General features: G+C 69.5%; 13 protein-coding genes. 10 read left to right on the top strand and 3 right to left on the bottom strand.

Features of this window, described 5'->3' with window-relative positions; all coding sequences use genetic code 11:
• Positions 1–48: 48 nt before the first annotated feature.
• From A5747_RS12160 to A5747_RS12125, 8 genes are all read left to right on the top strand, one after another.
• Positions 49–4293 (top strand): non-ribosomal peptide synthetase, encoded by a 4245-nt coding sequence (locus A5747_RS12160; protein ID WP_076124422.1) that lies wholly within the window; start codon positions 49–51, stop codon positions 4291–4293.
• Positions 4283–5590 (top strand): polyketide synthase, encoded by a 1308-nt coding sequence (locus A5747_RS12155; protein WP_076124419.1) that lies wholly within the window; start codon positions 4283–4285, stop codon positions 5588–5590. The genes A5747_RS12160 and A5747_RS12155 overlap by 11 nt, the downstream gene beginning before the upstream one ends.
• Positions 5590–8583: a mycobactin polyketide synthase MbtD gene (gene mbtD, locus A5747_RS12150; RefSeq protein ID WP_076124416.1), complete on the top strand. Its 2994-nt coding sequence runs from the start codon at positions 5590–5592 to the stop codon at positions 8581–8583. The genes A5747_RS12155 and mbtD overlap by 1 nt, the downstream gene beginning before the upstream one ends.
• Complete coding sequence (locus A5747_RS12145) at positions 8580–13739, top strand: non-ribosomal peptide synthetase (protein ID WP_076124496.1); 5160 nt, start codon at positions 8580–8582, stop codon at positions 13737–13739. The genes mbtD and A5747_RS12145 overlap by 4 nt, the downstream gene beginning before the upstream one ends.
• On the top strand, positions 13736–18082 hold the full coding sequence (locus A5747_RS12140; RefSeq protein ID WP_198938175.1) for a non-ribosomal peptide synthetase: 4347 nt from the start codon (positions 13736–13738) through the stop codon (positions 18080–18082). The genes A5747_RS12145 and A5747_RS12140 overlap by 4 nt, the downstream gene beginning before the upstream one ends.
• On the top strand, positions 18079–19380 hold the full coding sequence (mbtG, locus tag A5747_RS12135; protein ID WP_076124411.1) for an NADPH-dependent L-lysine N(6)-monooxygenase MbtG: 1302 nt from the start codon (positions 18079–18081) through the stop codon (positions 19378–19380). Before A5747_RS12140 ends, mbtG begins: the two co-directional genes overlap by 4 nt.
• Positions 19381–19476: 96 nt before the next feature.
• Positions 19477–20019, top strand: coding sequence for a hypothetical protein (locus tag A5747_RS12130; RefSeq protein ID WP_076124408.1), 543 nt, complete (start codon positions 19477–19479; stop codon positions 20017–20019).
• Between the two features lie 90 nt (positions 20020–20109).
• Positions 20110–20631, top strand: a complete 522-nt coding sequence (locus A5747_RS12125; RefSeq protein ID WP_076124405.1) for a hypothetical protein — start codon at positions 20110–20112, stop codon at positions 20629–20631.
• Here A5747_RS12125 and A5747_RS12120 read toward each other — a convergent pair.
• The 3 genes from A5747_RS12120 to A5747_RS12110 form a co-directional block, all read right to left on the bottom strand.
• Positions 20625–21503: a sigma-70 family RNA polymerase sigma factor gene (locus A5747_RS12120; protein ID WP_076124403.1), complete on the bottom strand. Its 879-nt coding sequence runs from the start codon at positions 21501–21503 to the stop codon at positions 20625–20627. The two genes, A5747_RS12125 and A5747_RS12120, sit on opposite strands and share 7 nt — an antisense overlap.
• Entirely contained in the window at positions 21500–22108 is a 609-nt protein-coding gene (locus A5747_RS12115; RefSeq protein ID WP_076124400.1) for a carboxymuconolactone decarboxylase family protein, read from the bottom strand. Before A5747_RS12115 ends, A5747_RS12120 begins: the two co-directional genes overlap by 4 nt.
• 77 nt (positions 22109–22185) lie before the next feature.
• The gene (locus A5747_RS12110; protein ID WP_076064663.1) at positions 22186–22500 is read right to left on the bottom strand and encodes a type II toxin-antitoxin system VapB family antitoxin; all 315 of its coding nucleotides are present in this window, start codon (positions 22498–22500) and stop codon (positions 22186–22188) included.
• Positions 22501–22653: 153 nt separating this feature from the next.
• Here A5747_RS12110 and hrcA point away from each other — a divergent pair, with 153 nt between their 5' ends.
• Positions 22654–23685: a heat-inducible transcriptional repressor HrcA gene (gene hrcA / locus A5747_RS12105; protein ID WP_076124397.1), complete on the top strand. Its 1032-nt coding sequence runs from the start codon at positions 22654–22656 to the stop codon at positions 23683–23685.
• A gap of 58 nt (positions 23686–23743) precedes the next feature.
• Positions 23744–24892 (top strand): molecular chaperone DnaJ, encoded by a 1149-nt coding sequence (dnaJ, locus tag A5747_RS12100; RefSeq protein ID WP_076124395.1) that lies wholly within the window; start codon positions 23744–23746, stop codon positions 24890–24892.
• Positions 24893–24894: the final 2 nt, after the last annotated feature.

Here is a 24894-nt window from a genome sequence, read left to right as displayed (position 1 = left end):
GGTACCCAAAGAAATTAGGGCAGCCTTTGCTAATTCCGAGGAGGGTTCGTGGTACGTGCCCCGGCGTGCTCGGAGGACATCCGCGCGGAGGTGGCCGAGCTGCTCGGCGTCCCCGCCGACACGGTTCAGCCTGGGAGCAACCTTATCGGCCAGGGCCTCGACTCGATCCGGATGATGACGCTGGCCGGTCGCTGGCGCCGCCACGGCATCGGAATAGATTTCGCCACGCTGGCCGCGACACCGACCATCGAGGCGTGGTCGGAGTTGGTGACGGCCGGCTCGCCGCCAACCATTGACACGCTAGCCGACCCGCCCGCCCCCCATGACGGCGCTTCCGACGAGCCGTTTCCGCTCGCCCCGATGCAGCACGCGATGTGGGTCGGCCGCCAGGACAACCAGCCGTTCGGCGGGGTGGCCGGGCACCTCTACGTCGAGTTCGACGGCGGCGCTACCGACCCTGACCGGCTCCGCGCGGCGGCCACCCGGCTGGCGCGTCGTCACCCGATGCTGCGCGTGCGGTTCGGATCCGACGGCACCCAGCGCATCGCCTCGACCTCGGAATGCCCAGACTTCCCCGTCACCGTCGAGGACCTGCGCCACCTCGACGATGATCTCGTCGAGCGGCGCCTGGCCGAGATCCGCGACGCCAAATCACACCAGCAGCTCGACGGGGCGGTGTTCGAACTGGCGTTGACGCTGCTGCCAGGTGAGCGTTCGCGGCTGCACGTCGACCTGGACATGCAGGCCGCCGACGCGATGAGCTACCGCACCCTGATGTCGGACCTGGCCGCCCTCTATCTCGGCCGCGACCTACCCGAATTGGGTTACAGCTACCGGGAATACCGCCAGGCCGTCGCGCGGGAGGAGACGCGCCCGCAACCCGCCCGCGACGCCGACCGCGAGTGGTGGGCGCAGCGCATCCCGCGGCTGCCCGACCCGCCGGCGCTGCCCTCGAGCGGGGGCCGCGAGTCACGCCGGAGCACCCGTCGTTGGCACTGGCTGGACCCGGCGACCCGCGACGCGCTGTTCGCCCGCGCCCGGGCACGCGGCATCACCCCGGCGATGGCGCTGGCCGCGGCGTTCGCCAATGCGCTGGGGCGGTGGTCCGCCTCGCAACGGTTCCTGCTGAACGTCCCATTGTTCGCCAGGCAGGCGCTGCACCCCGACGTCGACCTGCTGGTCGGCGACTTCACCTCGTCCCTGCTGCTCGACGTGGACCTGACCGGCGCGGGGACCCCCGCGGCCCGGGCGCGAGCGGTGCAGGACGCCATGCGGCTGGCCGCCGCCCATTCCGATTACCCCGGGCTGTCGGTGTTGCGCGACCTGAGCCGCCACCGCGGCACGCAGGTGTTGGCGCCGGTGGTGTTCACCAGCGCGCTGGGGCTCGGTGAATTGTTCAGCGCCGATGTCACAGGGCAATTCGGCCGCCCGGGATGGATCATCTCGCAGGGCCCGCAGGTGCTGCTCGACGCGCAGGTCACCGAGTTCGACGGCGGGGTACTGGTGAACTGGGATGTGCGCGACGGCGTCTTCGCACCCGGCGTCATCGACGCGATGTTCGCCCACCACGTCGACGAACTGCTCCGGCTGGCCGCGGCCGACGATGCCTGGGATGCGCCCGGCCCCGCGGCGCTGCCGGCCGCGCAGCGCGCGGTGCGTGACGCGGTCAACGCCCGCGCCGCCGCGCCCAGCAGTGAGGCGTTGCACCACGGGTTTTTCCGGCAGGCCGGGCTGCGGCCGGACGCGCCCGCGGTGTTCGCCAGCTCCGGCGACCTCAGCTACGCGCGGTTGCGCGATCAGGCGCTGGCGGTGGCGGCGGCGTTGCGGGCGAGCGGGATCGGCGCTGGCGACACGGTCGCGGTCATGGGCCCCAAGACCGCCGAACAGGTGCCGGCGCTGCTGGGGATCCTGGCCGCGGGCGGCGTGTATCTGCCGATCGGGGTCGACCAACCCCGCGACCGCGCACGGCGCATCCTCGAAACCGGAGGAGTGCGTCTGGCCCTGGTGTGCGGCGGGAAGCCGCTGTCGTTGTCGGTGCCGGAGTTGACGATCGCCGACGTGCTGCGCGACGCATCCGCCGCGCCGCCGGACGTCATGCCCGCGGGCGGCGATCCGGCCGACCTCGCCTACGTGCTGTTCACCTCGGGTTCGACCGGGCAACCCAAGGGCGTCGAGATGACGCACGACGGCGCGATGAACACCGTCGAATTCCTCACTCGCCACTTCGATATCGGCACCACCGATCGGTGCCTGGCCCTATCGACGCTGGAATGCGACATGTCGGTGCTGGACGTCTTCGCGACGTTGCGCGCGGGCGGGGCGATCGTGGTGGTCGACGAAGCACAGCGACGTGACCCCGACGCGTGGGCCCGGCTCATCGCCGACCACGGCGTAACCGTGCTGAACTTCCTGCCGGGCTGGCTGGAGATGCTCGTCGAGGTCGGCCACGAGCGGCTGTCGTCGCTGCGGGTGGTGCCCACCGGCGGCGATTGGGTGCGGCCCGGGCTGGCTCGTCGGTTGCGGGCCCTGGCACCGAACGTGCGCTTCGCCGGGCTGGGCGGCGCGACCGAAACCGCCGTCCACGCAACCATTTTCGAGGTGAGCGACGACCTGCCGGCCGATTGGACCGCCGTGCCCTACGGCGTCCCGTTCCCGAATATCGCATGCCGGGTCGTCAACGACGCCGGCGCCGACTGTCCCGACTGGGTCGCGGGGGAGCTGTGGATATCCGGACGGGGCATCGCCCGGGGTTACCGCGGCCGCGGCGAACTCACCGCGGAACGTTTCGTTCTCCGCGACGGCCGGATCTGGTACCGCACCGGTGATTTGGCCCGCTACTGGCCGGACGGCACCCTCGAGTTCGTCGGCCGCGCCGACTACCGGATCAAGATAAGCGGCTATCGCGTGGAGCTCGGCGAGATCGAGGCGTCGCTGCGCCGCGTGCCCGGGGTGCGCGCGGCCGTGGCCGCCCTGGTTCCCGCGCCGGGCGGCGCCGAGGTGTTGGCGGCCCACGTCTGCCTCGACGACGTCGCCCTGGACGCCCGGCGGATTCGCGAGGTCCTCGTCGAACTCGTTCCCGCACACATGATTCCGGCATACATTTCCGTGGTCGAGCGCATCCCCTTCACCGACGGCGGCAAGATCGACCGGCGCACCGTCGGTGGCGAGCTGGCCGCCGCGGTGGCCGACCAGGCCCGCGACACGTCGGCGCACTACGGGGCGCCGCGAACGCAGCTGGAACGGGCGCTGTGCCACATCGTCGCGGGGCTGCTGAACCGCGACGCCGTGGGGGTGCACGACGACTTCTTCTCCCTCGGCGGCGATTCCGTGCTTGCGACGCAGGCCGTCGCGGCGATCCGCCAGTGGCTCGATTCGCCGAGCCTGATGGTCGCCGACGTCTTTGCCGCCAGGACCGCCGCCACGCTGGCGCAGCTGCTCATCGCCCGGGACTCCGACGCCGAACGACTCGAGCTGGTGGCCGAGGTGTACCTGGAGATCGCGGACATGTCGCGCGCCGACGTGTTGTCCGCGCTCGATGCACCGACCGACCAACCCATCCGGCGGGAATTCCAGCCCTGGGTGAAGCGGTTTACCGGCGCTACGGCGAACGGCTCGGTGGTCGTGTTTCCCCACGCCGGCGGTGCCGCCGCGGCGTACCGGTCGCTGGCTAAAGCGTTGTCGGCCAACGGCGTCGACGCCTACGTGGTGCAGTACCCGCAGCGCGCGGACCGCCGGCATCACCCCGCCGCGGAGAGCATCGGTGCGCTGGCAACCGAGTTGTTCGACGCGGGCGACTGGGCCGCGGCCGCTCCGCTGAGCCTGTTCGGCCATTGCATGGGCGCGGTGGTGGCCTTCGAGTTCGCCCGGGTGGCCGAGCGCAACGGGGTGCCGGTGCGCGTGCTGTGGGCTTCCGCCGGGCAGGCCCCGTCAACGGTCACCGCGTATGGGCCGTTGCCAACCAGCGCCAGCGGCGTGCTGGCGGACATGGTGGACCTCGGTGGCACCGATCCCGCGCTGTTGGAGGACGAGGAATTCGTCGAACTCTTGGTGCGGGCGGTGCAGGCCGACTACACCGCCCTGAACGCCTATTCGTGCCCGCCGGACGTACGCATCCGCGCCGACATCCATGCGGTCGGTGGCAGCCGCGACCACCGCATCAGCCGGGAAACGTTGGCCACGTGGCAAACTCACACATCCGGCCGGTTCACGCTGACGGATTTCGAGGGCGGCCACTTCTACCTCAACGACCATCTCGACGCGGTGGCCCGGATGGTGAGCGCCGATGTCCGATAACGACCCGGTGGTGATCGTCGGGCTGGCACTCGAAGCGCCCGGCGGGATCGAAACCGTCGACGATTTCTGGGCGTTGCTGTCCGAGCAACGGGAAGGACTCGGCCCGTTCCCCACCGATCGGGGCTGGGCCCTTCGCGAGCTGTTCGACGCATCGCGGCGAGACGGATTCAAGCCCATCAGCAACCTTGGTGGATTCCTGTCCAGCGCACCGGCATTCGATCCCGAGTTCTTCGGCATCTCCCCGCGGGAAGCGACGGCCATGGACCCCCAGCAGCGGGTCGCACTGAGGGTCGCGTGGCGCAGCGTGGAGAACAGCGGGATCAATCCCGACGACCTGGCCGGTCACGATGTCGGCTGTTATGTCGGCGCCTCGGCGCTCGAATACGGCCCCGGCCTGTCCGAATTCTCGCATCACACAGGGCATCTGATGACCGGGACGTCGCTGGGTGTCATCTCGGGGCGCATCGCCTACACGCTGGACCTGGCGGGGCCCGCGCTGACCGTCGACACCGCGTGCTCGTCCGCGCTGGCGGCGTTCCACACCGCCGTGCAAGCGATCCGGGCCGGCGACTGCGACCTCGCGCTCGCCGGCGCCGTGTGCGTGATGGGCACTCCCGGCTATTTCGTCGAGTTCTCCAAGAAGCACGCGCTGTCCGATGACGGCCACTGCCGGCCCTACAGCGCGCACGCCAGCGGAACCGTCTGGGCGGAGGGTGCGGCCATGTTCGTCCTGCAGCGCCGGTCCAGGGCGGTCGCCGACGGGCGCCGCATCCTCGCCGAGGTGCGCGCCAGTTGCGTGAACTCCGATGGACGCAGCAACGGGCTGATGGCGCCCAGCGGCGACGCGCAGCTGCGACTGTTTCGGCGCGCCATCGCCCAGGCCGGGGTCAAGCCCGTCGACGTCGGGATGATCGAAGGGCACGCCACCGGAACCCGGCTCGGCGACCGGACGGAACTGCTGTCGATGGCGGCGAGTTACGGGACCGCACCGCCCGGGCGCGGACCGCTGCTGGGGTCGGTCAAGTCGAACATCGGGCACGCGCAGGCCGCGGCGGGCGCGTTGGGTCTCGCCAAGGTCATCCTGGCCGCCGAACACGCCGCGGTGCCTCCGACGTTGCACGTCGACGAACCCAGTCGCGAAATAGACTGGGACAACCAAGGTTTGCGGTTGGCGGACAAGCTCACCCCGTGGCGGGCGATCGACGGATGGCGCACCGCCGCGGTGTCCGCGTTCGGGATGAGCGGCACCAATACCCACCTGATCGTCTCGATGCCCGACACCAGCAGGGTCGCGTGATGGCCCGGTTGCCCGACGGGCGCATCCCGGTACTGCTCAGCGCGCACGCCGACGAACTCGTCGTCGCGGATGCCCGGGCGATCGCCGACTACCTCGACCGCGTTCCGGAAACGACTGTGCCGCAGGTGGCTCGGCAACTGCACAAGACCCGACGGGTGCGCAAGCACCGCGCGGTGCTCCGCGCCGCGGACCGCCTCGAGCTCGTCGACGGGTTGCGTGCGCTGGCCGCGGGGCGCGAGCATCCCCTTGTCGCCGGTTCGGCGCTGGGTTCGGCGCCCCGGCAGGCGTTCGTGTTTCCCGGTCAGGGGGGACACTGGCCGGGCATGGGCGCCGTCGCCTACCGGTCGCTCCCGCGCTATCGGGCGGCGACCGATGGCTGCGTCGCCGCGTTCGACGCCGCCGGCATCGCGTCGCCACTGCGCTACCTGACGGCCGCGGACGATGCGCGGACCTTCTGCGAAATCGAGGTCCAGGGAGCCCAATTCGTCCACGCCGTCGCCCTGGCGGAGGTGTGGCGCTCCTGCGGCGTGGTTCCCGACCTCACCATTGGCCAGAGTCTCGGTGAGGTCGCCGCCGCCGTCGTCGCCGGCAGCATCACGCTGCCCGACGCCGTCGCCGTGGTCGCGGCCGGCGCCGGCGTCGTCGACCGGCTTCCGGGCCACTACGCGATGGCGACGCTGGGTATCGGCGCCCGGGAGGCCGAGGCGCTGATAGCGGCCACCGACGGCTGGGCGGAGGTGTCGGTGGTCTACTCCGCATCCACCGTCGCGGTATCCGGCGACCGCGACGCGGTGCTCGCGATGGCCGACGCGGTTCGCGGCAACGGCCGGTTCGCCCGCGAGATCAGCGCCGGCTTCCCGGGGCACACCAGCCTGCTCGAGTCGCTCCGCGACGAATTGCAAACGCGACTGCCGTCCTCGGAATTCGCCGAAGCCCCAGTGCAATTCATCGGGGGCACCACCGGCGACGTCGTGGCGCCGAACACGCCCTTCGGCGACTACTGGTATGCGAACCTGCGCAACACGGTGCGGTTGGACCGCGCGTTCGAGTCGGCAATCCGTTGTGGCGCCGGGTCGTTCATCGAGTTGTCAGCGCATCCCGCGCTGCTGTTCTCGATCGGCCAGATCTTCGAGGCGGATCTACCCGACGACCCGGCGGTGCTGGTCGGTTCAAGTCGCCGGGATGAGTCGTTGGTCGACACGCTGTCGGCCAACATCGCCACAGCGGCGGTCGCGGACCCCGGCTACCCCTGGGGTGACCACCTGAATGCCGACGGCATCGCAGGCTTGAGGGGATTCCCGAACGCGCCAATGCGCGCAACCCCGATGTGGGCGCACCCGGAGCCGCTGTCCGCCGTGCCCGCGACACCGGACGGGCTCACCATCTCCGTCGAGCACTGGGAGCCCACATCGCCGCCGATACCGGGAGCGCCCGTGCCGATCGCGGTCATGGACCTGGGCGCCGACGGGGCGCTGGCGAGCGCGCTCGTCGCGGCGATCGACTCCCACCCGGTAGCCCAGCTCAGTCAACCGCGGGATGCGGAGATCGTCGTCGCGATCGCGCCCGCCCTCGAATGCGCCGGGGCCTACCAGGCCGCCGAGGTGCTGCCCGAGGTGATCGGGTCCGGTGTGCTCGACTTCGCGAACGCGCCGGGCCCCCGATGCCACACCGTGTGCCTGATCACCGTGGCGGCCGAGCGGGTGGGCCAGCTCGATGCGCCGCCGTCGGCGGGCCACGCGGCGCTGGCCGCGATGCACCGCAGCATCGGATTCGATTATCCCGAGCGGGCTTTCACCCATCTCGACCTGCCGTCGGCGGAACTGGCGCCAGCGGCCGGCCTCGCCGCCGTGGACGCACTGATCGCCGGTGTCGGTGAAGCCGTGTTGCGCGGTGTCGCCAACGGGTACGCATTGTTCGAGCGCACCTTCCGCGATGCGCCCGCCGCCCCGGAATGGCCAGCGGACTCGCGGCTGCTCGACGACGTCGTGATCACCGGCGGCGCCGGCACCATCGGCCTGCACTACTCCCGCTACCTCGCCGAGCGCGGCGCGCGGCGCATCACGCTGCTGAGCCGCCGCCCCGCGGATCCCCAAGTGCTGAGGACGTTGGCGGCCGAATACGGAACCGAACTGCTGTCACCGCCGTGCGATATCACCGACCCGGCCCAATTGTCGCTTGTCGCAGCCGAATACGGCGGGCCCGGCGCCTCGCTGATCGTGCACGCGGCGGGCACCGCCACCTTCGGCACCTTGGAAGGGCGGCGCGCCCTCACGCCGGGCGCGGTCGCCGACACCTTCGCCGCCAAGGTCGGCGGCCTCGCCCATCTGACCGAGCTGTGGCCCACCCGACCGGACGCGCGAATGCTGTTGTGTTCGTCCGTATCCGGACTGTGGGGCGGACGCGGGCACGCGGCGTACTCGGCGGCCAACCGCCTGCTGGACGCCATGGCCGCCGAGCTGCGCGCCGGTGGCAGGCACTGCGTCGCGGTGAAATGGGGGCTGTGGCAGGGCTCGGGCATCCTGGATTCGACCGAGCGCGCAGACATCGAGCGGTCCGGTCTGCGCCCGATGGCGCCCCAAGCAGCGATCGGGGCGAGCCTTCGCGAGTGGCGCGACGACCCGCTGGTGTTCTCCGCCGACGCGACCCGGTTGCGGATCTTCCTCGACGCCAAGCGATCCGAGGAAGCCGACCAGCCTTCCGCGAACAACTCAGTACCGATCGTCGACGCGGTGCGCGGCCAATTGGCGGCGGTGCTGGGCATCGCGCCGGCCGGCGAATTGAACCTCACTGAATCGCTCTTCGATCTGGGCATCGACTCGATGCTGGCGGTCGAACTGCGCAAACGCCTCAAAAGGACGACCGGCCGGACGGTGTCGCTGGCCACGCTGATGGGTGAGATCACCGGCGACGAACTTGTCGAACAACTCGAGCGTGCAGACGAGCGCTCCGAAGCGGCACAGAAAGTGGACCTGAAAAATGGACAATGCGCGTGACTGACATCGCCGACACCGCCGCCGGGCTCGACGCGGCCCGACTGGAGCTGCTTCGTCGCAGGCTTGCCGAACGCGGTCTTGCGTCCGACACCGAAGACACCGGCAGCAGTACCGACGACCAACTCTCCGACGGCCAGGCCCGGATGTGGTTCGTCCAGATGGCCGACCCCAGTGGCGCGCTGCTCAATGTCTGCGTCTCGTATCGGATTACCGGCGATATCGATCTCGCCCGGCTGCACGATGCCGTGGACGCCGTGTCGCGCCGCCACCGGATCCTGCGCACCACCTACGCGCTCAGCGACGAGGGGGATCCCCGGCCGACGGTGCACGACGATCTCCGTCCGGCGTGGGCGCAACACGACTTGACCGGGCTGTCGGAGCAGGCACGCCGGCTTCGCCTCGAAGTGCTGGCTCAACGCGAATTCACGGCGCCCTTCGACCTTTCCGCCGACGCACCACTGCGGATCACCGTCGTGCGCACCGCCGCGGACGAACACGTCCTGCTGTTCGTGGCCCACCACATCGCCTGGGACGACGGCTCGTGGCGCGTCTTCTTCGCCGATCTCACCAAGGCGTACGGCGGCGCCGACCTCGGACCGGAACGTTCCCTGCCGGCCCCATCCGGACCGGACACCACTGAGGCCGATCTCGACTACTGGCGCGCCGTCATGGCCGATCCGCCGGAGCCACTGGAACTCCCGGGGCCGGCGGGCACGACCATGCCGACCAGCTGGCGCGCCGCCCGTTGCACGATGCGATTGTCAAGCGACACCGCCCAACGAGCGACGGCGATGGCCCGCGACACCGGCTGCACCCCATACATGGTCCTGCTGGCCGCTTTTGGCGCGCTGGTGCACCGCTACACGCACAGCGATGACTTTCTGGTGGCCGCACCGGTGCTCAACCGCGGCGCCGGAACCGAGGACGCCATAGGCTATTTCGGCAACACGGTGACGATGCGGCTGCGGCCGCGCCCGGCGATGAGCTTCCGCGAGTTGCTCAAATCGACGCGCGACATCGCCACCGGGGCGTTCGCGCACCAACGGGTCGGCCTCGACCGCGCGGTGCGCGAACTGAACCCCGACCGCCGGCACGGCGCCGAACGGATGACCCGGATCAGCTTCGGATTCCGCGAGCCCGACGGGGGCGGATTCCGTCCGCCCGGTGTCGACTGCGTCCGCTACGACCTGCGCAGCAACCTCACCCAGCTGCCGCTGGGTTTCATGGTCGAGTTCGACGGCACTGGCGCGCTGGTCGAGGCCGAACACCAACTGGACATTCTCGAACCCGCCCTTGCGCGTCAGCTGTTGGAACACTTCGCCGTGCTGCTCGACGACGCGCTCGCCCGGCCGGAGCAGTCGCTGGCCGGGCTGGCGCTGACGGGCGAGGCCGACGCCGAGTGGCTACGCGAGGTGTCCCGCGGCGAGGCGTTCGGCACCCCACCCAGAACGCTCGCCGACCTGGTGTCCGAGCAGGCCGCGCGCACTCCTGAGGCGATCGCCGTCAGCTACGAGGGCCGCCGGCTCACCTATCGCGACATCAACGAGCAAGCAAACCGGTTGGCGCACTGGCTGATCGGGCGGGGGATAGGCAGCGAGGACCGCGTCGCCGTCCTGCTCGACAAGTCGCCGGATCTGGTCGTCACCGCGCTGGGGATCGCCAAGTCCGGCGCGGTGTACGTGCCCGTCGACCCCACCTACCCGAGGGACCGGCTGGAGTTCATCCTCGGGGACTGCGACGCGAAGCTGGTGCTGCGCGAGCCGGTGACCGACTTGGTGGCCCAGCCCGTGCACGACCCGACGGACGACGACCGGCTGCGGCCGCTGCGGCCGGACAACACCGCGTATCTGATTTACACGTCGGGGACCACCGGAGTGCCCAAGGGCGTCGCGGTGCCGCACCGCCCCGTCGCGGAGTACTTCGTCTGGTTCAAGGGCGACTACGGGGTCGACCACACCGACCGGCTGCTGCAGGTCGCCTCGCCGAGCTTCGACGTGTCGATAGCCGAGATCTTCGGCACACTGGCCTGCGGCGCGCGAATGGTGATCCCACGCCCCGGCGGACTCAACGACATCGGTTATCTCACCGCCCTGCTGCGCGACGAGGGAATCACGGCAATGCATTTCGTGCCGTCACTCCTCGGCCTGTTCCTGTCGCTGCCGGGCGTCAACCAGTGGCGAACGCTGCAGCGGGTGCCCATCGGCGGCGAGCCGCTGCCCGGAGAGGTGGCCGACAAGTTCCACGCCACATTCGACGCGCTGCTACACAACTTCTACGGTCCGACCGAAACCGTGATCAACGCCAGCCGCTACAAAGTGGAAGGCCCGCAGGGCACCCGCATCGTGCCGATCGGCCGGCCCAAGATCAACACCACGATGCACCTGCTCGACGACTCGCTGCGACCCGTGCCCGTCGGTGTGATCGGCGAGATCTACCTCGGCGGAACGCATCTCGCGCATGGATACCATCGCCGGGCCCGGCTGACCGCCGAACGATTCGTCGCCGACCCATTCAATCCCGGCGCCCGGATGTACCGATCCGGGGACCTCGCACGCCGCAACGCCGACGGCGACGTCGAGTATGTCGGTCGCGCCGACGAACAGGTCAAGATCCGCGGTTTCCGGATCGAGCTGGGTGACGTCGCCGCGGCCATCTCGGTCGACCCCACGGTCGGACAGGCCGTCGTGGTCGTCAGCGACCTGCCACGGCTGGGCAAGAGCCTCGTCGGCTACGTCACCCCCGCGGTGGGAACGTCCGAGGTCGATCTCGACCGCATCCGAGCCCGGGTGGCGGCGGCTTTGCCCGAATACATGGTGCCGGCGGCATACGTTGTGCTCGACGAGATTCCGATCACCGCGCACGGGAAGATCGACCGCGCGGCGCTGCCCGATCCTGAGGTCGGCTCCGGCGTCGAATTCCGCGAACCGGAAACCGCCACCGAGCGAGGCGTCGCCGAACTGTTCGCCCTGCTGCTCGGCCGGGACCGGGTCGGCGCCGACGACTCGTTCTTCGAGCTCGGCGGTCACTCGCTGCTCGCGACGAAATTCGTTGCGGCGGTGCGCAATGCGTTCGGCATCGAAATCGGAGTGCGGGAGATCTTCGAACTGGCGACGGTAGCGCGCATCGCCGCGCACCTCGACGCCACGGAATCGCCGGATTCGGCGAGGCCGCGATTGGCGGCGACAGTGCATGACGGGCCGGTGCGGCTGTCCTCGTCGCAGCTGCGAAGCTGGTTCACCTATCGCTTCGACGGACCCAACGCCGTCAACAACATCCCGTTCGCCGCGGCGCTTCGTGGCCCCTGCGACACCGAGGCCCTGGCGGCCGCCATCACCGACGTGGTGGCGCGGCACGAGATCTTGCGCACCACCTACCGCGAAATCGACGGCGTGCCACACCAGATCATCCACCCGCCCGCCGACGTGCCGGTCCGGCGCGCCGCCGGACCCGACCAGGACTGGCTGCAGGCCGAACTGGACGACGAGCGGCGCCACGTCTTCGATCTCGAGAACGAATTGCCGATTCGGGCGGCGTTGCTGAGGCTGCCGGACCGGAACGTCTTGTCCCTGGTGGCGCACCACATCGCCGGCGACCACTGGTCCGCCGGGGTGCTGTTCACCGATCTGCTGACCGCCTACCGGGCCCGCAGCGGCGGGCAGCCGCCGTCCTGGGAACCGCTGCCGGTGCAGTACGCGGACTTCGGCGTGTGGCAGGCGGCGCTGTTGGACGACAGCGCGGGCATCGCGGGCCCGCAACGCGACTACTGGATCGGCCAGCTGCAGGGGTTGCCGACCGACAGCGGCCTGCGCCCGGACTTTCCGCGCCCGGCGCTGCTCAGCGGCTCCGGGGACGCCGTCGAGTTCAGTCTCGCGCCGGCGACCCGCGCGAAGGTCAAGGACCTGACGCGCGATCTCGGGATCACCGAGTTCATGCTCCTGCAAGCCGCCGTCGCGGTGGTCCTGCACAAGGCCGGCGGCGGCGCGGACATCCCTCTCGGCACCCCGGTTGCCGGTCGCAACGAATCCGAACTCGACCGGCTGATCGGGTTCTTCATCAACATCCTGGTGTTGCGCAACGATCTGAGCGGAAACCCGACGCTGCGCGAGCTGCTGCGGCGGACCAGGGACATGGCGTTGGCGGCCTACGCGCACCAGGACCTGCCGTTCGACCAGGTGGTGGACGCGGTCAGCCCGGCGCGGTCACTGTCGCGCAATCCGCTGTTCGACGTCGTAGTGCACGTGCGGGACCAACTGCCACAAGACATCGTTATCGACAGCGGCCCGCGCGGTGACACCACTTTCAGCGCTTTAGAGCCGACGTTCGACGTCGCCCACGCCGACATGTCCGTCAACTTCTTCGCATCCGACGACGGCTACCGCGGCCACGTCATCTACCGCCCGGAACTGTACAAGCGCAGCACCGCGCAACGATTCGCCGACTGGCTGATCCGCGTCGTGGAAGCTTTCGCGCACCGACCCGATCAACCCCTGCGCGAGGTGGAGATCGCCAGTGCGCAAGAGCGGCAGCGCATTCTGGGCCGGTCCAACGCGGACGACGTATACCTGCTGGACGCCGCGCTGAACCCCGTCCCGACGGGCGTGGTGGGCGATGTTTACTACGGCGGCGGCCCGGCCGTCAACGCACGGCTGGCGCGACCCTCGCCGACCGCGACCCGTTTCATTGCCGATCCCTTTGCCGCGCAGCCCGGTTCGAGGCTCTACCGCACCGGCGAGCGCGGCGTGTGGGACGACGACGGACAACTGGAACTGTTGGGCGGCCGCGAAGCGGCGGTACGGCCCGCGCAGGCGGCGGACACACCACCCACCGAACCGCCCGCCACCGCCACCGAGCGCGCACTGGCGGCCATCCTCACCGAGGTTCTCGATGCCGGATCGATCGGGCGGCACGACGAATTTTTCAACCTCGGCGGGGACAGCATTTCCGCGGTGCGCGTGGCCGCACGGGCGCGGGATGCCGGAATGCCGCTCACCCCGCGGATGGTCTTCGAACATCCCGTGCTGCGGGAGCTCGGCGCCGCCCTCGACGCCAAGTCCGAAACCGAGCCCGCCGACCGGCATTACGCGCCGATGAGCGCGTCCGGACTTTCCGCCGACGAACTGGCGGCCCTGACGTCGTCATGGGACCACCAGCCGTGACGCGAGCCGACGAGCGACCGGCCATCGAAGACGTGATGGCGCTCAGCCCCCTACAGCAGGGGCTGTTCTCGATGGCCGCGCTGACGGACGAATCCGGTGCCGCCGACCCGTACGTCATCGCGATGGCCGCCGACGTGACGGGCCCGCTCGACGTGCCCCTGCTGCGCGAGTGCGCCGCGGCGATGCTGACCAGGCATCCCAATCTGCGCGCCAGCTTTGTCCATGGCGATCTGAGCCGGCCCGTGCAGGTGATTCCGAGCATCTTCGAGCTGCCGTGGCGGTGTGTGCGCGCCGATCCCGCGGAGGTGGCGGCGCTGGAAGCCGAGGAGCGCCGACGCCGTTTCGACCTGGGCCGCGGCCCGCTGATCCGCTTTCTCCTCATCGAATTGCCGGACCAGCATTGGCATCTGTCCGTCGTCGCGCACCACATCGTCATCGACGGGTGGTCGTTGCCGCTGTTCGTCTCCGAGCTGCTCGCCCTGTATCGGGCCTCCGGCGACATCGAAGCGCTGCCGCCGCCACCGCGCCCGTACCGGGACTACATCGGCTGGCTGACGGGCCGTGATCAGACCTACAGCCGCGCGGTTTGGGCCGAGCACCTCAGGGGCGTGGACGGACCGACGCTGCTGTCGCCGGCGCTGACCGACACCCCGGCGCGGGCCGGCATCCCGAGTCGAACCACGCTGCGGCTGGACCGCGATGCCACGACCGCTCTCGCCGAGGCCGCCCGCAGCCGCGGGGTCACGCTGAACACCCTCGTTCAAATAGCCTGGGCGATAACGCTTTCGGCGGTGACCGGCCGCCGCGACGTGACGTTCGGGGTGACCGTGTCCGGCCGGCCCGGCGAATTGCCCGGCGTCGAGACGATGGTCGGCCTGTTCATCAACAGCGTTCCGTTGCGGGTACGACTGGATCCCCGCGAGACGGTCGGGACGCAATGCGTTGCCCTGCAACGTGAATCCGCCGCATTGCGGGACCACGGCTACCTGGGGCACGCCGAATTGCGTTCGATCGCCGGCGTCGGAGAGCTGTTCGACACGCTGCTGGTATACGAGAACTTCCCGCCCGGCGAAGTCGTGGGGGCCAGTGAGTTCGTCGCGAACGGGGCGACCTTCCGCCCGGTGGCGCTGGAGAGCGTGTCGCATTTCCCGGTGACCATCGCCGCGCACCTGAGCGCCGGCCAATTCACCGTATTGGTCGAGGTGCTCGACGGCGCGCTGGGTGCGCTGACCCCGACGGACCTTGGCGGCCGGCTGCTGGCCGTGCTGCGTCGCTTGGTGGACAACTGGGACCGGCCACTGCGTGAGGTCGACATCCTGCACGACCGCGAGCGCGACTCGACGGGCTCGCCCGCCGCGGGCACAACCGGCGTCGCGGTGCACACCCGATTCGACGAAATCGCTGCGGCCCAACCCGATTCGATCGCGATCAGCTGGGTCGATGGTCGGCTGACGTACCGCGAACTCGACGCGCTCGCCGACCGGCTCGCCACGGGCCTGATCGGGGCCGGCGTGGGCGGCGAGACTCCCGTGGCCATCATGTTGCCGCGGGGTCCCAACTACGTCGCCGCGATGCTGGGGATCCTCAAAGCCGGCGGCATGCTCGTGCCGCTGGACCCGGCGATGCCCGACGAGCGGGTGGCCGAGATTTTGCGACAGACGTCCGCCACGATCGTCGTCGACGACGAGTTGTTCGCCGCTTTTCTCGCCGGGCCCGCCGACTACCGGGCGGCCGCCGTGGCATCCGACCATGCGGCCTATGCCGTCTTCACCTCGGGCACGACTGGCACGCCGAAGGGCGTCGTCGGCACCCACCGAGCGCTTTCGGCGTACGCCGACGACCACATCGAGCGCGTTCTTCGGCCGGCGGCCAGGCGACTCGGGCGGCCGCTGCGCGTCGCGCATGCGTGGTCCTTCACCTTCGACGCGGCATGGCAGCCGCTGGCGGCGTTGCTCGACGGCCACTCGGTGCACATCGTCGACGACGTCGTGCAACGCGACGCCGAGGCGCTGGTCGACGCCATCGCCCGGTTCGGGCTCGACATGATCGACACCACGCCGTCGATGTTCGCCCAGCTGTACAGCGCCGGGCTGCTGAGGCGGGTTCCGCTGGCGGTCCTCGCGCTCGGCGGCGAAGCCCTGCGCACCGCCGAATGGCAAGCGATCCAAGCGGAATGCGCGCGCACCGCGATGAGCGCCTTCAACTGTTACGGGCCCACCGAAACCACGGTTGAGGCGGTCGTCGCCGCCATCGAAGAACACGCGCGGCCGGCCATCGGGCGTCCGACCCGCACCACCCGCGCCTACGTCCTGGACCCCTGGCTGCGGCCCGTGCCCGACGGCGTCGCGGGCGAGTTGTATCTCGCGGGCGATCAGCTGGCCCGCGGCTACCTCGGACGCGCCGCCGAGACCGCAGCGCGTTTCGTCGCCGATCCCGACGGCCGCGGCGGGCGGATGTATCGCACCGGAGACGTGGTGCGCCGCATGCCCGACGGCGGTCTCGAATTCCTCGGGCGCGCCGATGACCAACTGAAGATCCGCGGTTTCCGCGTCGAGCCGGGCGAGATCGCCGCGGTGCTCAACGACCACGACGGGGTACGCGGCGCGCACGTGACGGCCCGCAACCACGCCCACGGGCCGCGCCTCACGGCGTATGTCGCGGGCGGGCCCAACCCACCGGCGGCGGCCGAACTGCGTTCGATGCTGGTCGATCGGCTGCCGCGCTACCTGATCCCGCATCACATCGTCGTCCTCGACGAGCTGCCGCTGACGCCCCACGGCAAGATCGACGAAAACGCCTTGGCGGCAAACGATTCCGTCGACGGTCCGGTGGTCCCGCCGGAAACGCCGACCGAGAAGGCGCTGGCCGACGCCTTCACCGATGTGTTGGGAACCGCCGACGTCGACGTCACGGCCGGCTTTCTGCAACTGGGACTGGACAGCATCGTGGCCCTCTCCGTCGTCCAGGCCGCCCGCCGCCACGGCATCGCGCTGCGGGCCAGGTTGATGATGGAGTGCGACACCATCCGCGAACTCGCCGCGGCAATCGACTCCGACTCCGCACGGCACACAGCTATCGATGACGCCGGTGAACCCATCCCGGTGTTGGCCGGCGTTCGTTGGCTCTACGAGTACGGCGAACCGCGCCGGCTCGCGCAGACCGAAGTCATCCGGCTACCCGGCACGATCACGCGCGAAGGCCTGGATGCGCTGCTGTCCGCCGTCATCGACGGGCACGAAGCGTTGCGGTGCCGGCTCGACCGCGACGCGATGACCCTTGTCGCACAACCGAAAACGGACATCCTCAGCGAAGCACGGGTCACCGGCGATCCCGCCGACGAGGTCGCCAAGCACACCCTCGACGCGTTGGAGCGGCTCGACCCGCAGGCCGGTCGATTGCTGTCGGCAGTATGGCTGCGCGGGCCCGACGGCCCGGGGGTGCTCGTGTTGACCGCCCACGTGCTGGCGATGGACCCGGCCTCGTGGCGCATCGTGCTCGGTGAACTGGACGCGGGCCTGCACGCCCTGGCCGCCGGACGCCGACCCGCGCCGGCGCGTGAGCACACCAGCTATCGGCAGTGGTCACGGCTGCTACACGAACGGGCCGCGGCCCTGGACACCGAAGGCTTCTGGGCCGCCGAACTCGAGGGCGCCGACCCGCCATTGGGCGCCCGCAGGCTGCGGCCGCGGACCGACCGGGCCGGTGACGTGGCGGTCAGCATCTCGACCTGCGAGACCGATCTCACCGCCCGGCTGCTGGCCAAAGCCTCAGCGGGACAGGCGATGGGCGAACTGCTCGTCACCGCGACCGCGCGGACGGTGACCGCGTGGCGCCGCCGACGCGGCCAGGACACACCGGCACCGTTGCTGGCGCTCGAGACGCACGGCCGCGCGGACGTCGACGTCGACGAGACGGCCGACACCAGCGACACGGTCGGACTGCTCAGCGCGATCTACCCGCTGCGAATCCACACCGACGGCCCCACCGACCTGGCCCGAATTCCCGGCAGCGGCATCGATTACAGCCTGCTGCGGTATTTGCGGCCCGACACGCGCCTGCGCGAACTCCCCGAACCCCAGCTATTGCTGAACTTTCTGGGGAGCGTCCACGTCGGCGTCGGCGAGTTGGACCTCGCCCGCGAACTGATGTCCGGCCTTGGGCACGTCCCGGAACCGGAACAGGCGGTGCGCCACGAGCTGACGGTGGCGGCAGGAATCGTCGGCGCCGGCGACGCGCGCGTGCTCGTCGCGCAGTGGCGAGCACTGCCCGACATCCTCGATGATTCGGATATTGCTGCGCTGCAAGAACTTTGGGTTCAAGCACTCGAGGAGTTGTCGACATGAGCACCCTTGCGGTCCTGGGCGCCGGAGCCAAGGCGGTGGCCGTCGCCGCCAAGGCGCATGTGCTGCGCGAAATGGGCGTCGACGTTCCCGACGTCATCGCGGTCGAACGCACCGGGGTCGGGGCCAACTGGCAGGCCAGCGGCGGCTGGACCGACGGGGCGCATCGGCTGGGCACCAGCCCGGAAAAGGACGTCGGGTTCCCCTACCGATCGGCGCTGGCGCCGCGCCGCAACGCCGAACTCGACGAGCGGATGACGCGCTACAGCTGGCAGTCCTATTTGATCGCCACCGCGTCGTTCGCCGAATGGATCGACCGCGGCCGGCCGGCACCCACCCATCGCCGGTGGAGCCAGTATCTGGGGTGGGTCGCCCAGCACGTGGGCCTGGACGTGGTGCACGGCGAGGTCGACGGGCTGGCCGTCAGCGGTGACCGCTGGGCGCTGCACACCCACGAGACCACCGTGCACGCCGATGCCCTGATGATCACCGGGCCCGGCCAGGCCGAGAAGTCGCTGCTGCCCGGCAATCCGCGGATGCTCTCGATCGCCCAGTTCTGGGACCGCGCCGCCGGCCACGACCGGATCAACGCGGAACGGGTCGCGGTGATCGGCGGCGGTGAGACGGCCGCGTCGATGCTCAATGAGCTGTTCCGGCACCGGGTTTCGACCATCACAGTCATCTCGCCGCAGGTGACGCTGTTTACCCGCGGCGAGGGATTCTTCGAGAACTCCCTGTTTTCCGATCCCACCGACTGGACCGCGCTGACGCTGGACGAACGCCGCGACGCGCTGGCGCGCACCGACCGCGGAGTGTTCTCGGCGAACGTCCAGGAAGCGCTGTTGGCCGACGACCGCATCCACCACCTGCGCGGCCGGGTCGCCCACGCGGTCGGGTGGGACGGCCAGATCCGGCTGACGCTGTCCACCAACCGGGGCAGCGAAAACCTGGAGACGGTCCACGGTTTCGATCTGGTCATCGACGGATCCGGCGCCGACCCGCTCTGGTTCAGTTCGCTGTTCAGCCAGGACGCGCTCGACCTGCTCGAGCTGGGTCTGGGTGGCCCGCTGACGGCTGACCGCCTGCAGGAGGCGATCGGCTACGACCTGGCTGTCGCGGACGTCGCCCCGAAGCTGTTCCTGCCGAACCTTGCCGGACTCACCCAGGGGCCCGGATTTCCCAACCTGAGCTGCCTGGGACTGCTGTCGGACCGGGTGCTGGGATCCACGACGAACCCGTCCAAATCCGCCCCGGCGAGACGCGAGCTTGGTCGTAACGTGACCGAGTCGAGACACAAATAGCGGTCACAGGGGGCAGAATTACACCACCTAACACAAGACGAACGGTGTGAGGCCGTCCGCCACATTCCAGGTGCAACTCAGGGGGAGGACCTGACCATGACAACCACTTTGACAACGACCTTGAAATCCGCCGCCACAGGCGTTGCGGCCGTGGCCGCCATCGGCGCCGCCGGCATTGGCGTGACGTCGGCCGCATTCGTCCCGGCTAGCACCGATCAGGTGCAGCTGGCCGCGGTCGGCGTGCCCCTGCCGCAAGACCCGCCGCCCCCGCCGCCGTTGCCGGGCCAACTGCCCACCCCGGAGCAGTTGTCCACGCTGTGCACCCAAGTAACCGACCCGGGCGTCAACTACAGGGACAAGGTCAACTTCGTTGAAAACGGCATCCCTCAAAACGAGGGTATGGTCGCCGACCACGACCTGAGGAAGGCCTACCGGAACGGGAACTTTCCGGAGACGTTCGCCGTGACCAACATTGCGCCCGCCGGCCCGAACATGGCCCAGGCCGACGTGGCCATCTCGGGTCCGAAGTTCGCCGGGCCGGTCACCAAGCACCTCGTGTTCATCAATCAGGGCGGCAACTGGGTCCTGCAGCATGACGCCGCGCTCGCTCTGATTCAGGCGTCGACCGCGACGGGCTAACGACACCGATTCTGGGCGTCTACACAGCCAGCGCATAGATTGGACACACATGCGCGGGCCTAAAGTAACCGTGCCCATGAAAGGGGGACGATGAAAACCGTCAAGTTCTTTGCCACCGGCGTGGCAACCGTGGCCGTCATCGGGGGAGCGGCGACCGCCATCGCTTTCGCCGCGGCGCCAAGCGATCTGGCCTCCGTCCGGCTGGCCGCGGTCGGTGCGCCGCTGCCGCAGGATCCGGCGCCTCCCGCGCCACCGGTTCCGGGTGCGAACGTGCCGACCGCCGACCAGTTGACCAGCGTGCTGACCAGCCTGGCCGATCCCAATGTTCCGTTCTCCAGCAAGAGCAATCTGGTTGAAGGCGGCATCAGCGGGATCGAAGCTCACGTCGCGGACAAGAAGCTGCAGAAGGCGGCGAAGAACGGCGACCTGCCGCTGTCGTTCGACGTGTCGAACATCCAGCCGACGGCGTCCGGTTCGTCCACCGCGGACGTTGCGGTCTCCGGACCCAAGCTGACGTCGCCGGTCACGCAGAACCTCTCGTTCGTCAGTCAGGGCGGCGGCTGGGTGCTATCACGGGCGTCGGCGATGCAGTTGCTGCAGGCCGTTCAGTGATCGCCGCCCAGCGCGCGTAGGTCGAGTTTGGCGAGGCGCGCCGGGTCGGCCAGCACATCGATGGCCGCGATGCGTCCGTCGCGCACCACGAATCCCATGATCGCCGTGGCGCGCCCGCCGACGAAGATCACCGCGCCTGCGGCGCCGTTGACGGTCGCGGCCCTCGCCTCGCGCTCGGGGCCCGCGTAACTGCGGGCCAGCCTGGCCACCGAGGCCGCGCCGTCGGCCCGGAAGCCGCGTGTCCCGGCGCCGAAGTCGCCGCGCAGCACGACGTCGGGATGCAGCACCGACACCAACCGGTCGAAGTCGCCGCTACGTCCCGCCGCAAAGAAGGCGTCGACGGCTTCGCGTTGTGCGGTGAGGTCGCCGTCGGGAACCGGGTCCGCCTGCTCGATGCGCCGGCGTGCCCGGCTGGCCAGCTTGCGGGTCGCCTCCGGCGTCCGGTCGACGATGGGTGCGATTTGGTCGAACGGGACGGTGAAGACGTCGTGTAGCACGAACGCCAGCCGCTCCGCCGGCGGCAGCGTATCGAGCACCACGAACAGGGCCAGGCCCACCGCGTCGGCCAGCATCGCGCGGTGTTCGGGATCGGACTCGCCGACCGGATCGACGATCGGGTCCGGTAGATGGGCGACCAATTCCTCCCGACCGCGGGAGTGGCGGTCGCGCAACATGTTCAGGCAGATGCGGGCCACCACGGTGGTCAGCCAGGCGTCGAGGTTGGCGATGCCGTCCGCGCCGCTGCGACGCAGCCGCAGCCACGCTTCCTGCACCGCGTCCTGGGCGTCGTCGATCGAGCCCAGCATGCGATATGCGATGGCGCCCAGCTGTGGTCGGGCTGCCTCAAAACGTTCCGTCAGCGACGCGGTCACGTGCGACCGGTGTCCCGCTGTGTGTCGGGCAGGGCGCACACCCGGTTGCCGGAAAAGCCGGACGACCCGATGCCGAGCGCGATGTTGAATCGGGCGCGAAAGTTGCCCAGGTTGATCACGTGGGTGAGCGCGACGAGTTGGGGCGTGTCGAAGTGGGCGCGCAGCGCATCGAAAAGCTCGTCGCTGACCTCGACCGGGGTGCGGCTGATCGCGGTCGCATACGCCAGGATCAGCTTGTCGACGTCGGAGAAGCACGAGGCGTTCTGGTAATCGGCCATCGCGAGCAGCTCCTCGTCGGTGATTCCCCACTGGCGTGCGATCTGCGAACCGAGGTCGATGCAGTACTCGCAGCGCACAGTAGTCGCCGCCTTCAGCTCGGCCAGCGCACGCTCGCGCGGGCTGAGGATATCCAGCTTGGACTCGGCCATCTCGAGCTTGCCGATGGCGCTGAGCAGCCGCGGGATGTGCGCATACATTCGCAGCGGCTCTAGCATCCCGGCCGTTTCCAGGCCGGTCATCTGAGCCAGCTTGCGTCTGGTGAAGAAGAAAGCGATCTTGGCGCCCGGGCCGGCGTCGCGGTCGGACACTCCCTTGAGACGGGGCATGGCGGTCCTCCTTGAATGTCGTCCTTACTAGGTCGACACCTGGCGGCGCTCGAACGTGACCGGGCCCCCTTTAACGGCTAGGTCTGCTGGCTCAGCGGCAAATCCATGTCGAACACCCGGGCATGCAGCACGGTGCGATTCCGCAGCGCGGCGCGCACCGCGCGATGCAGGCCGTCCTCGAGATAGGTGATGCCTTTCCACCGCACCGCGTGCGGGAAAAGGTCGCCATAAAAGGTGGAGTCCTCCGACAGCAGCCGGTCCAGTGCGAGCACCGTGGTCGTGGTGACCAACTCGTCGAGCCTGATCTGCTGCGGGGGAATCTGGGACCACTCCCGGTACGAAAGCCCGTGCTCGGGATAGGGCTTACCGTCCCGCACGCCCTTGAAAATCATTGGTGGATCTTCCGCGACGCGTCGCCCCGGCCCGACGAATGCATGTTGGACAGGCTAGCCGGAAAATCGTCGGCGGCTGGCGCCGAGGCCCGCTCTTGGCAGTTCGCGCCTCTCGAGACCGTAAAATGGACGCGATCAAGGAGGTGGACGTCGATGGGAAGCGCGGACGAGCGTCGCTTCGAGGTGCTGCGTGCCATCGTCGCCGACTTCGTCGCCACCAAGGAACCGATTGGCTCTAAATCATTGGTGGAACGCCATAACTTGGGCGTGTCCAGCGCGACGGTCCGCAACGACATGGCGGTGCTGGAGGCCGAGGGCTACATCGCCCAGCCCCACACCAGCTCCGGACGGGTGCCCACCGAGAAGGGATACCGCGAGTTCGTCGACCGGCTCGACGACGTCAAGCCGCTGTCGTCGGCCGAGCGGCGCGCGATCCAAAGCTTCCTCGAGTCCGGCGTCGACCTCGACGACGTGTTGCGCCGTGCGGTGCGCCTGCTGGCTCAGCTGACCCGGCAGGTGGCCGTGGTCCAGTACCCGATGCTGTCCACCTCGACCGTGCGCCACCTCGAGGTGATCGCCCTGACGCCCGCGCGGCTGTTGATGGTGGTCATCACCGACTCCGGCCGGGTCGATCAGCGAATCGTCGAACTCGGCGACGTGATCGACGATCACCAGCTTTCGCAACTGCGTGAAATGCTCGGCCAGGCGTTGGAAGGCAAACGGCTGGCGGCGGCGTCGACGGCGGTGGCCGATCTTGCCAGCCATCTCGAGGGTTCCGGAGGCTTGGGCGACGCGGTGGGCCGTTCGGCGACCGTGTTGTTGGAGTCCCTGGTGGAACACACCGAGGAACGTCTGGTGATGGGCGGCACCGCCAACCTGACCCGCAACGCCGCGGACTTCGGCGGTTCGCTGCGGTCGATCCTGGAGGCCCTCGAGGAGCAGGTGGTGGTGCTGCGGTTGCTGGCGGCGCAGCAGGAAGCCGGCAAGGTGACGGTGCGCATCGGTCACGAGACCGCGGTCGAGCAGATGGCGGGCACCTCGATGGTGTCCACCGCCTACGGCACCACCGACACGGTGTATGGCGGGATGGGTGTGCTGGGACCCACCAGGATGGATTATCCGGGAACTATCGCCAGCGTGGCCGCGGTTGCTCTCTATATCGGTGAGGTCCTGGGTGCTCGATGACTGCGCACCCAAACAATTTGTGGATAGCCGCATAGGCGCGGCGTAAGAAAGGTCAGGCGTGGCACGCGACTACTACGGGCTGCTCGGCGTGAGCAGAAACGCCAGCGATGCGGACATCAAGCGCGCGTATCGCAAGCTGGCGCGCGAACTGCATCCCGACGTCAACCCCGATGAGGCCGCGCAGGCGAAATTCAAGGAGATCAGCGTCGCCTACGAAGTGCTCAGCGACCCGGAGAAACGCCGGATCGTCGACCTGGGTGGGGATCCGCTGGAGAACGCCGCCGCCTCGGCCGGAGGGTTCGGCGGCGGTTTCGGTGGTTTGGGCGATGTCTTCGAGGCCTTCTTCGGCGGCGGCTTTAGCGGGGGCGCCACATCGCGCGGACCCATCGGCCGGGTGCGGCCCGGGTCGGACTCGCTGCTGCGGATGCGGCTGGACCTCGAGGAGTGCGCCACCGGCGTGACCAAGCAGGTCACCGTCGACACCGCGGTGTTGTGCGACCGCTGCCAGGGCAAGGGCACCAACGGCGATTCCGCGCCGATTCCCTGCGACACCTGCGGCGGCCGCGGAGAAGTCCAGACGGTGCAGCGTTCGCTGCTGGGCCAGATGGTGACGTCACGGCCCTGTCCGACCTGCCGCGGTGTCGGCGTGGTCATCCCCGATCCGTGCCACCAGTGCATGGGCGACGGCCGGGTGCGCGCCCGTCGGGAAATCAGCGTCAAGATCCCCGCCGGCGTCGGCGACGGCATGCGCGTCCGGCTCGCCTCCCAAGGAGAGGTCGGGCCCGGGGGAGGGCCGGCGGGCGACCTGTATGTCGAGGTGCACGAGCAGGCCCATGACATCTTCGTTCGCGACGGCGACGACCTGCACTGCACGATCTCGGTGCCGATGGTCGACGCGGCGCTGGGCACCACAGTCACCGTTGACGCCATCCTCGACGGCATGAGCGAGATCACCATTCCGCCTGGCACACAACCGGGTTCGGTCATCACGCTGCGTGGGCACGGGATGCCGCACCTGCGCTCCAGCGCCCGGGGCAATCTGCACGTTCACATCGAGGTGGTGGTCCCGACAAGGCTGGACCATCAGGACAGCGAACTGCTGCGCGAGCTGAAGAACCGCCGCAGCCGCGAGGTGGCCGAGGTCCGCTCGACGCACAGCGGCGGTGGGCTGTTCAGCCGGCTCCGCGAGACCTTCACCGGGCGCTAGCC

This window comes from Mycobacterium sp. IS-836 (assembly GCF_001954275.1).
Taxonomy (GTDB): domain Bacteria; phylum Actinomycetota; class Actinomycetes; order Mycobacteriales; family Mycobacteriaceae; genus Mycobacterium.
The sequence above is the reverse complement of the archived record's forward strand: the minus strand, read 5'-3'. Positions and strand labels throughout refer to the sequence as shown.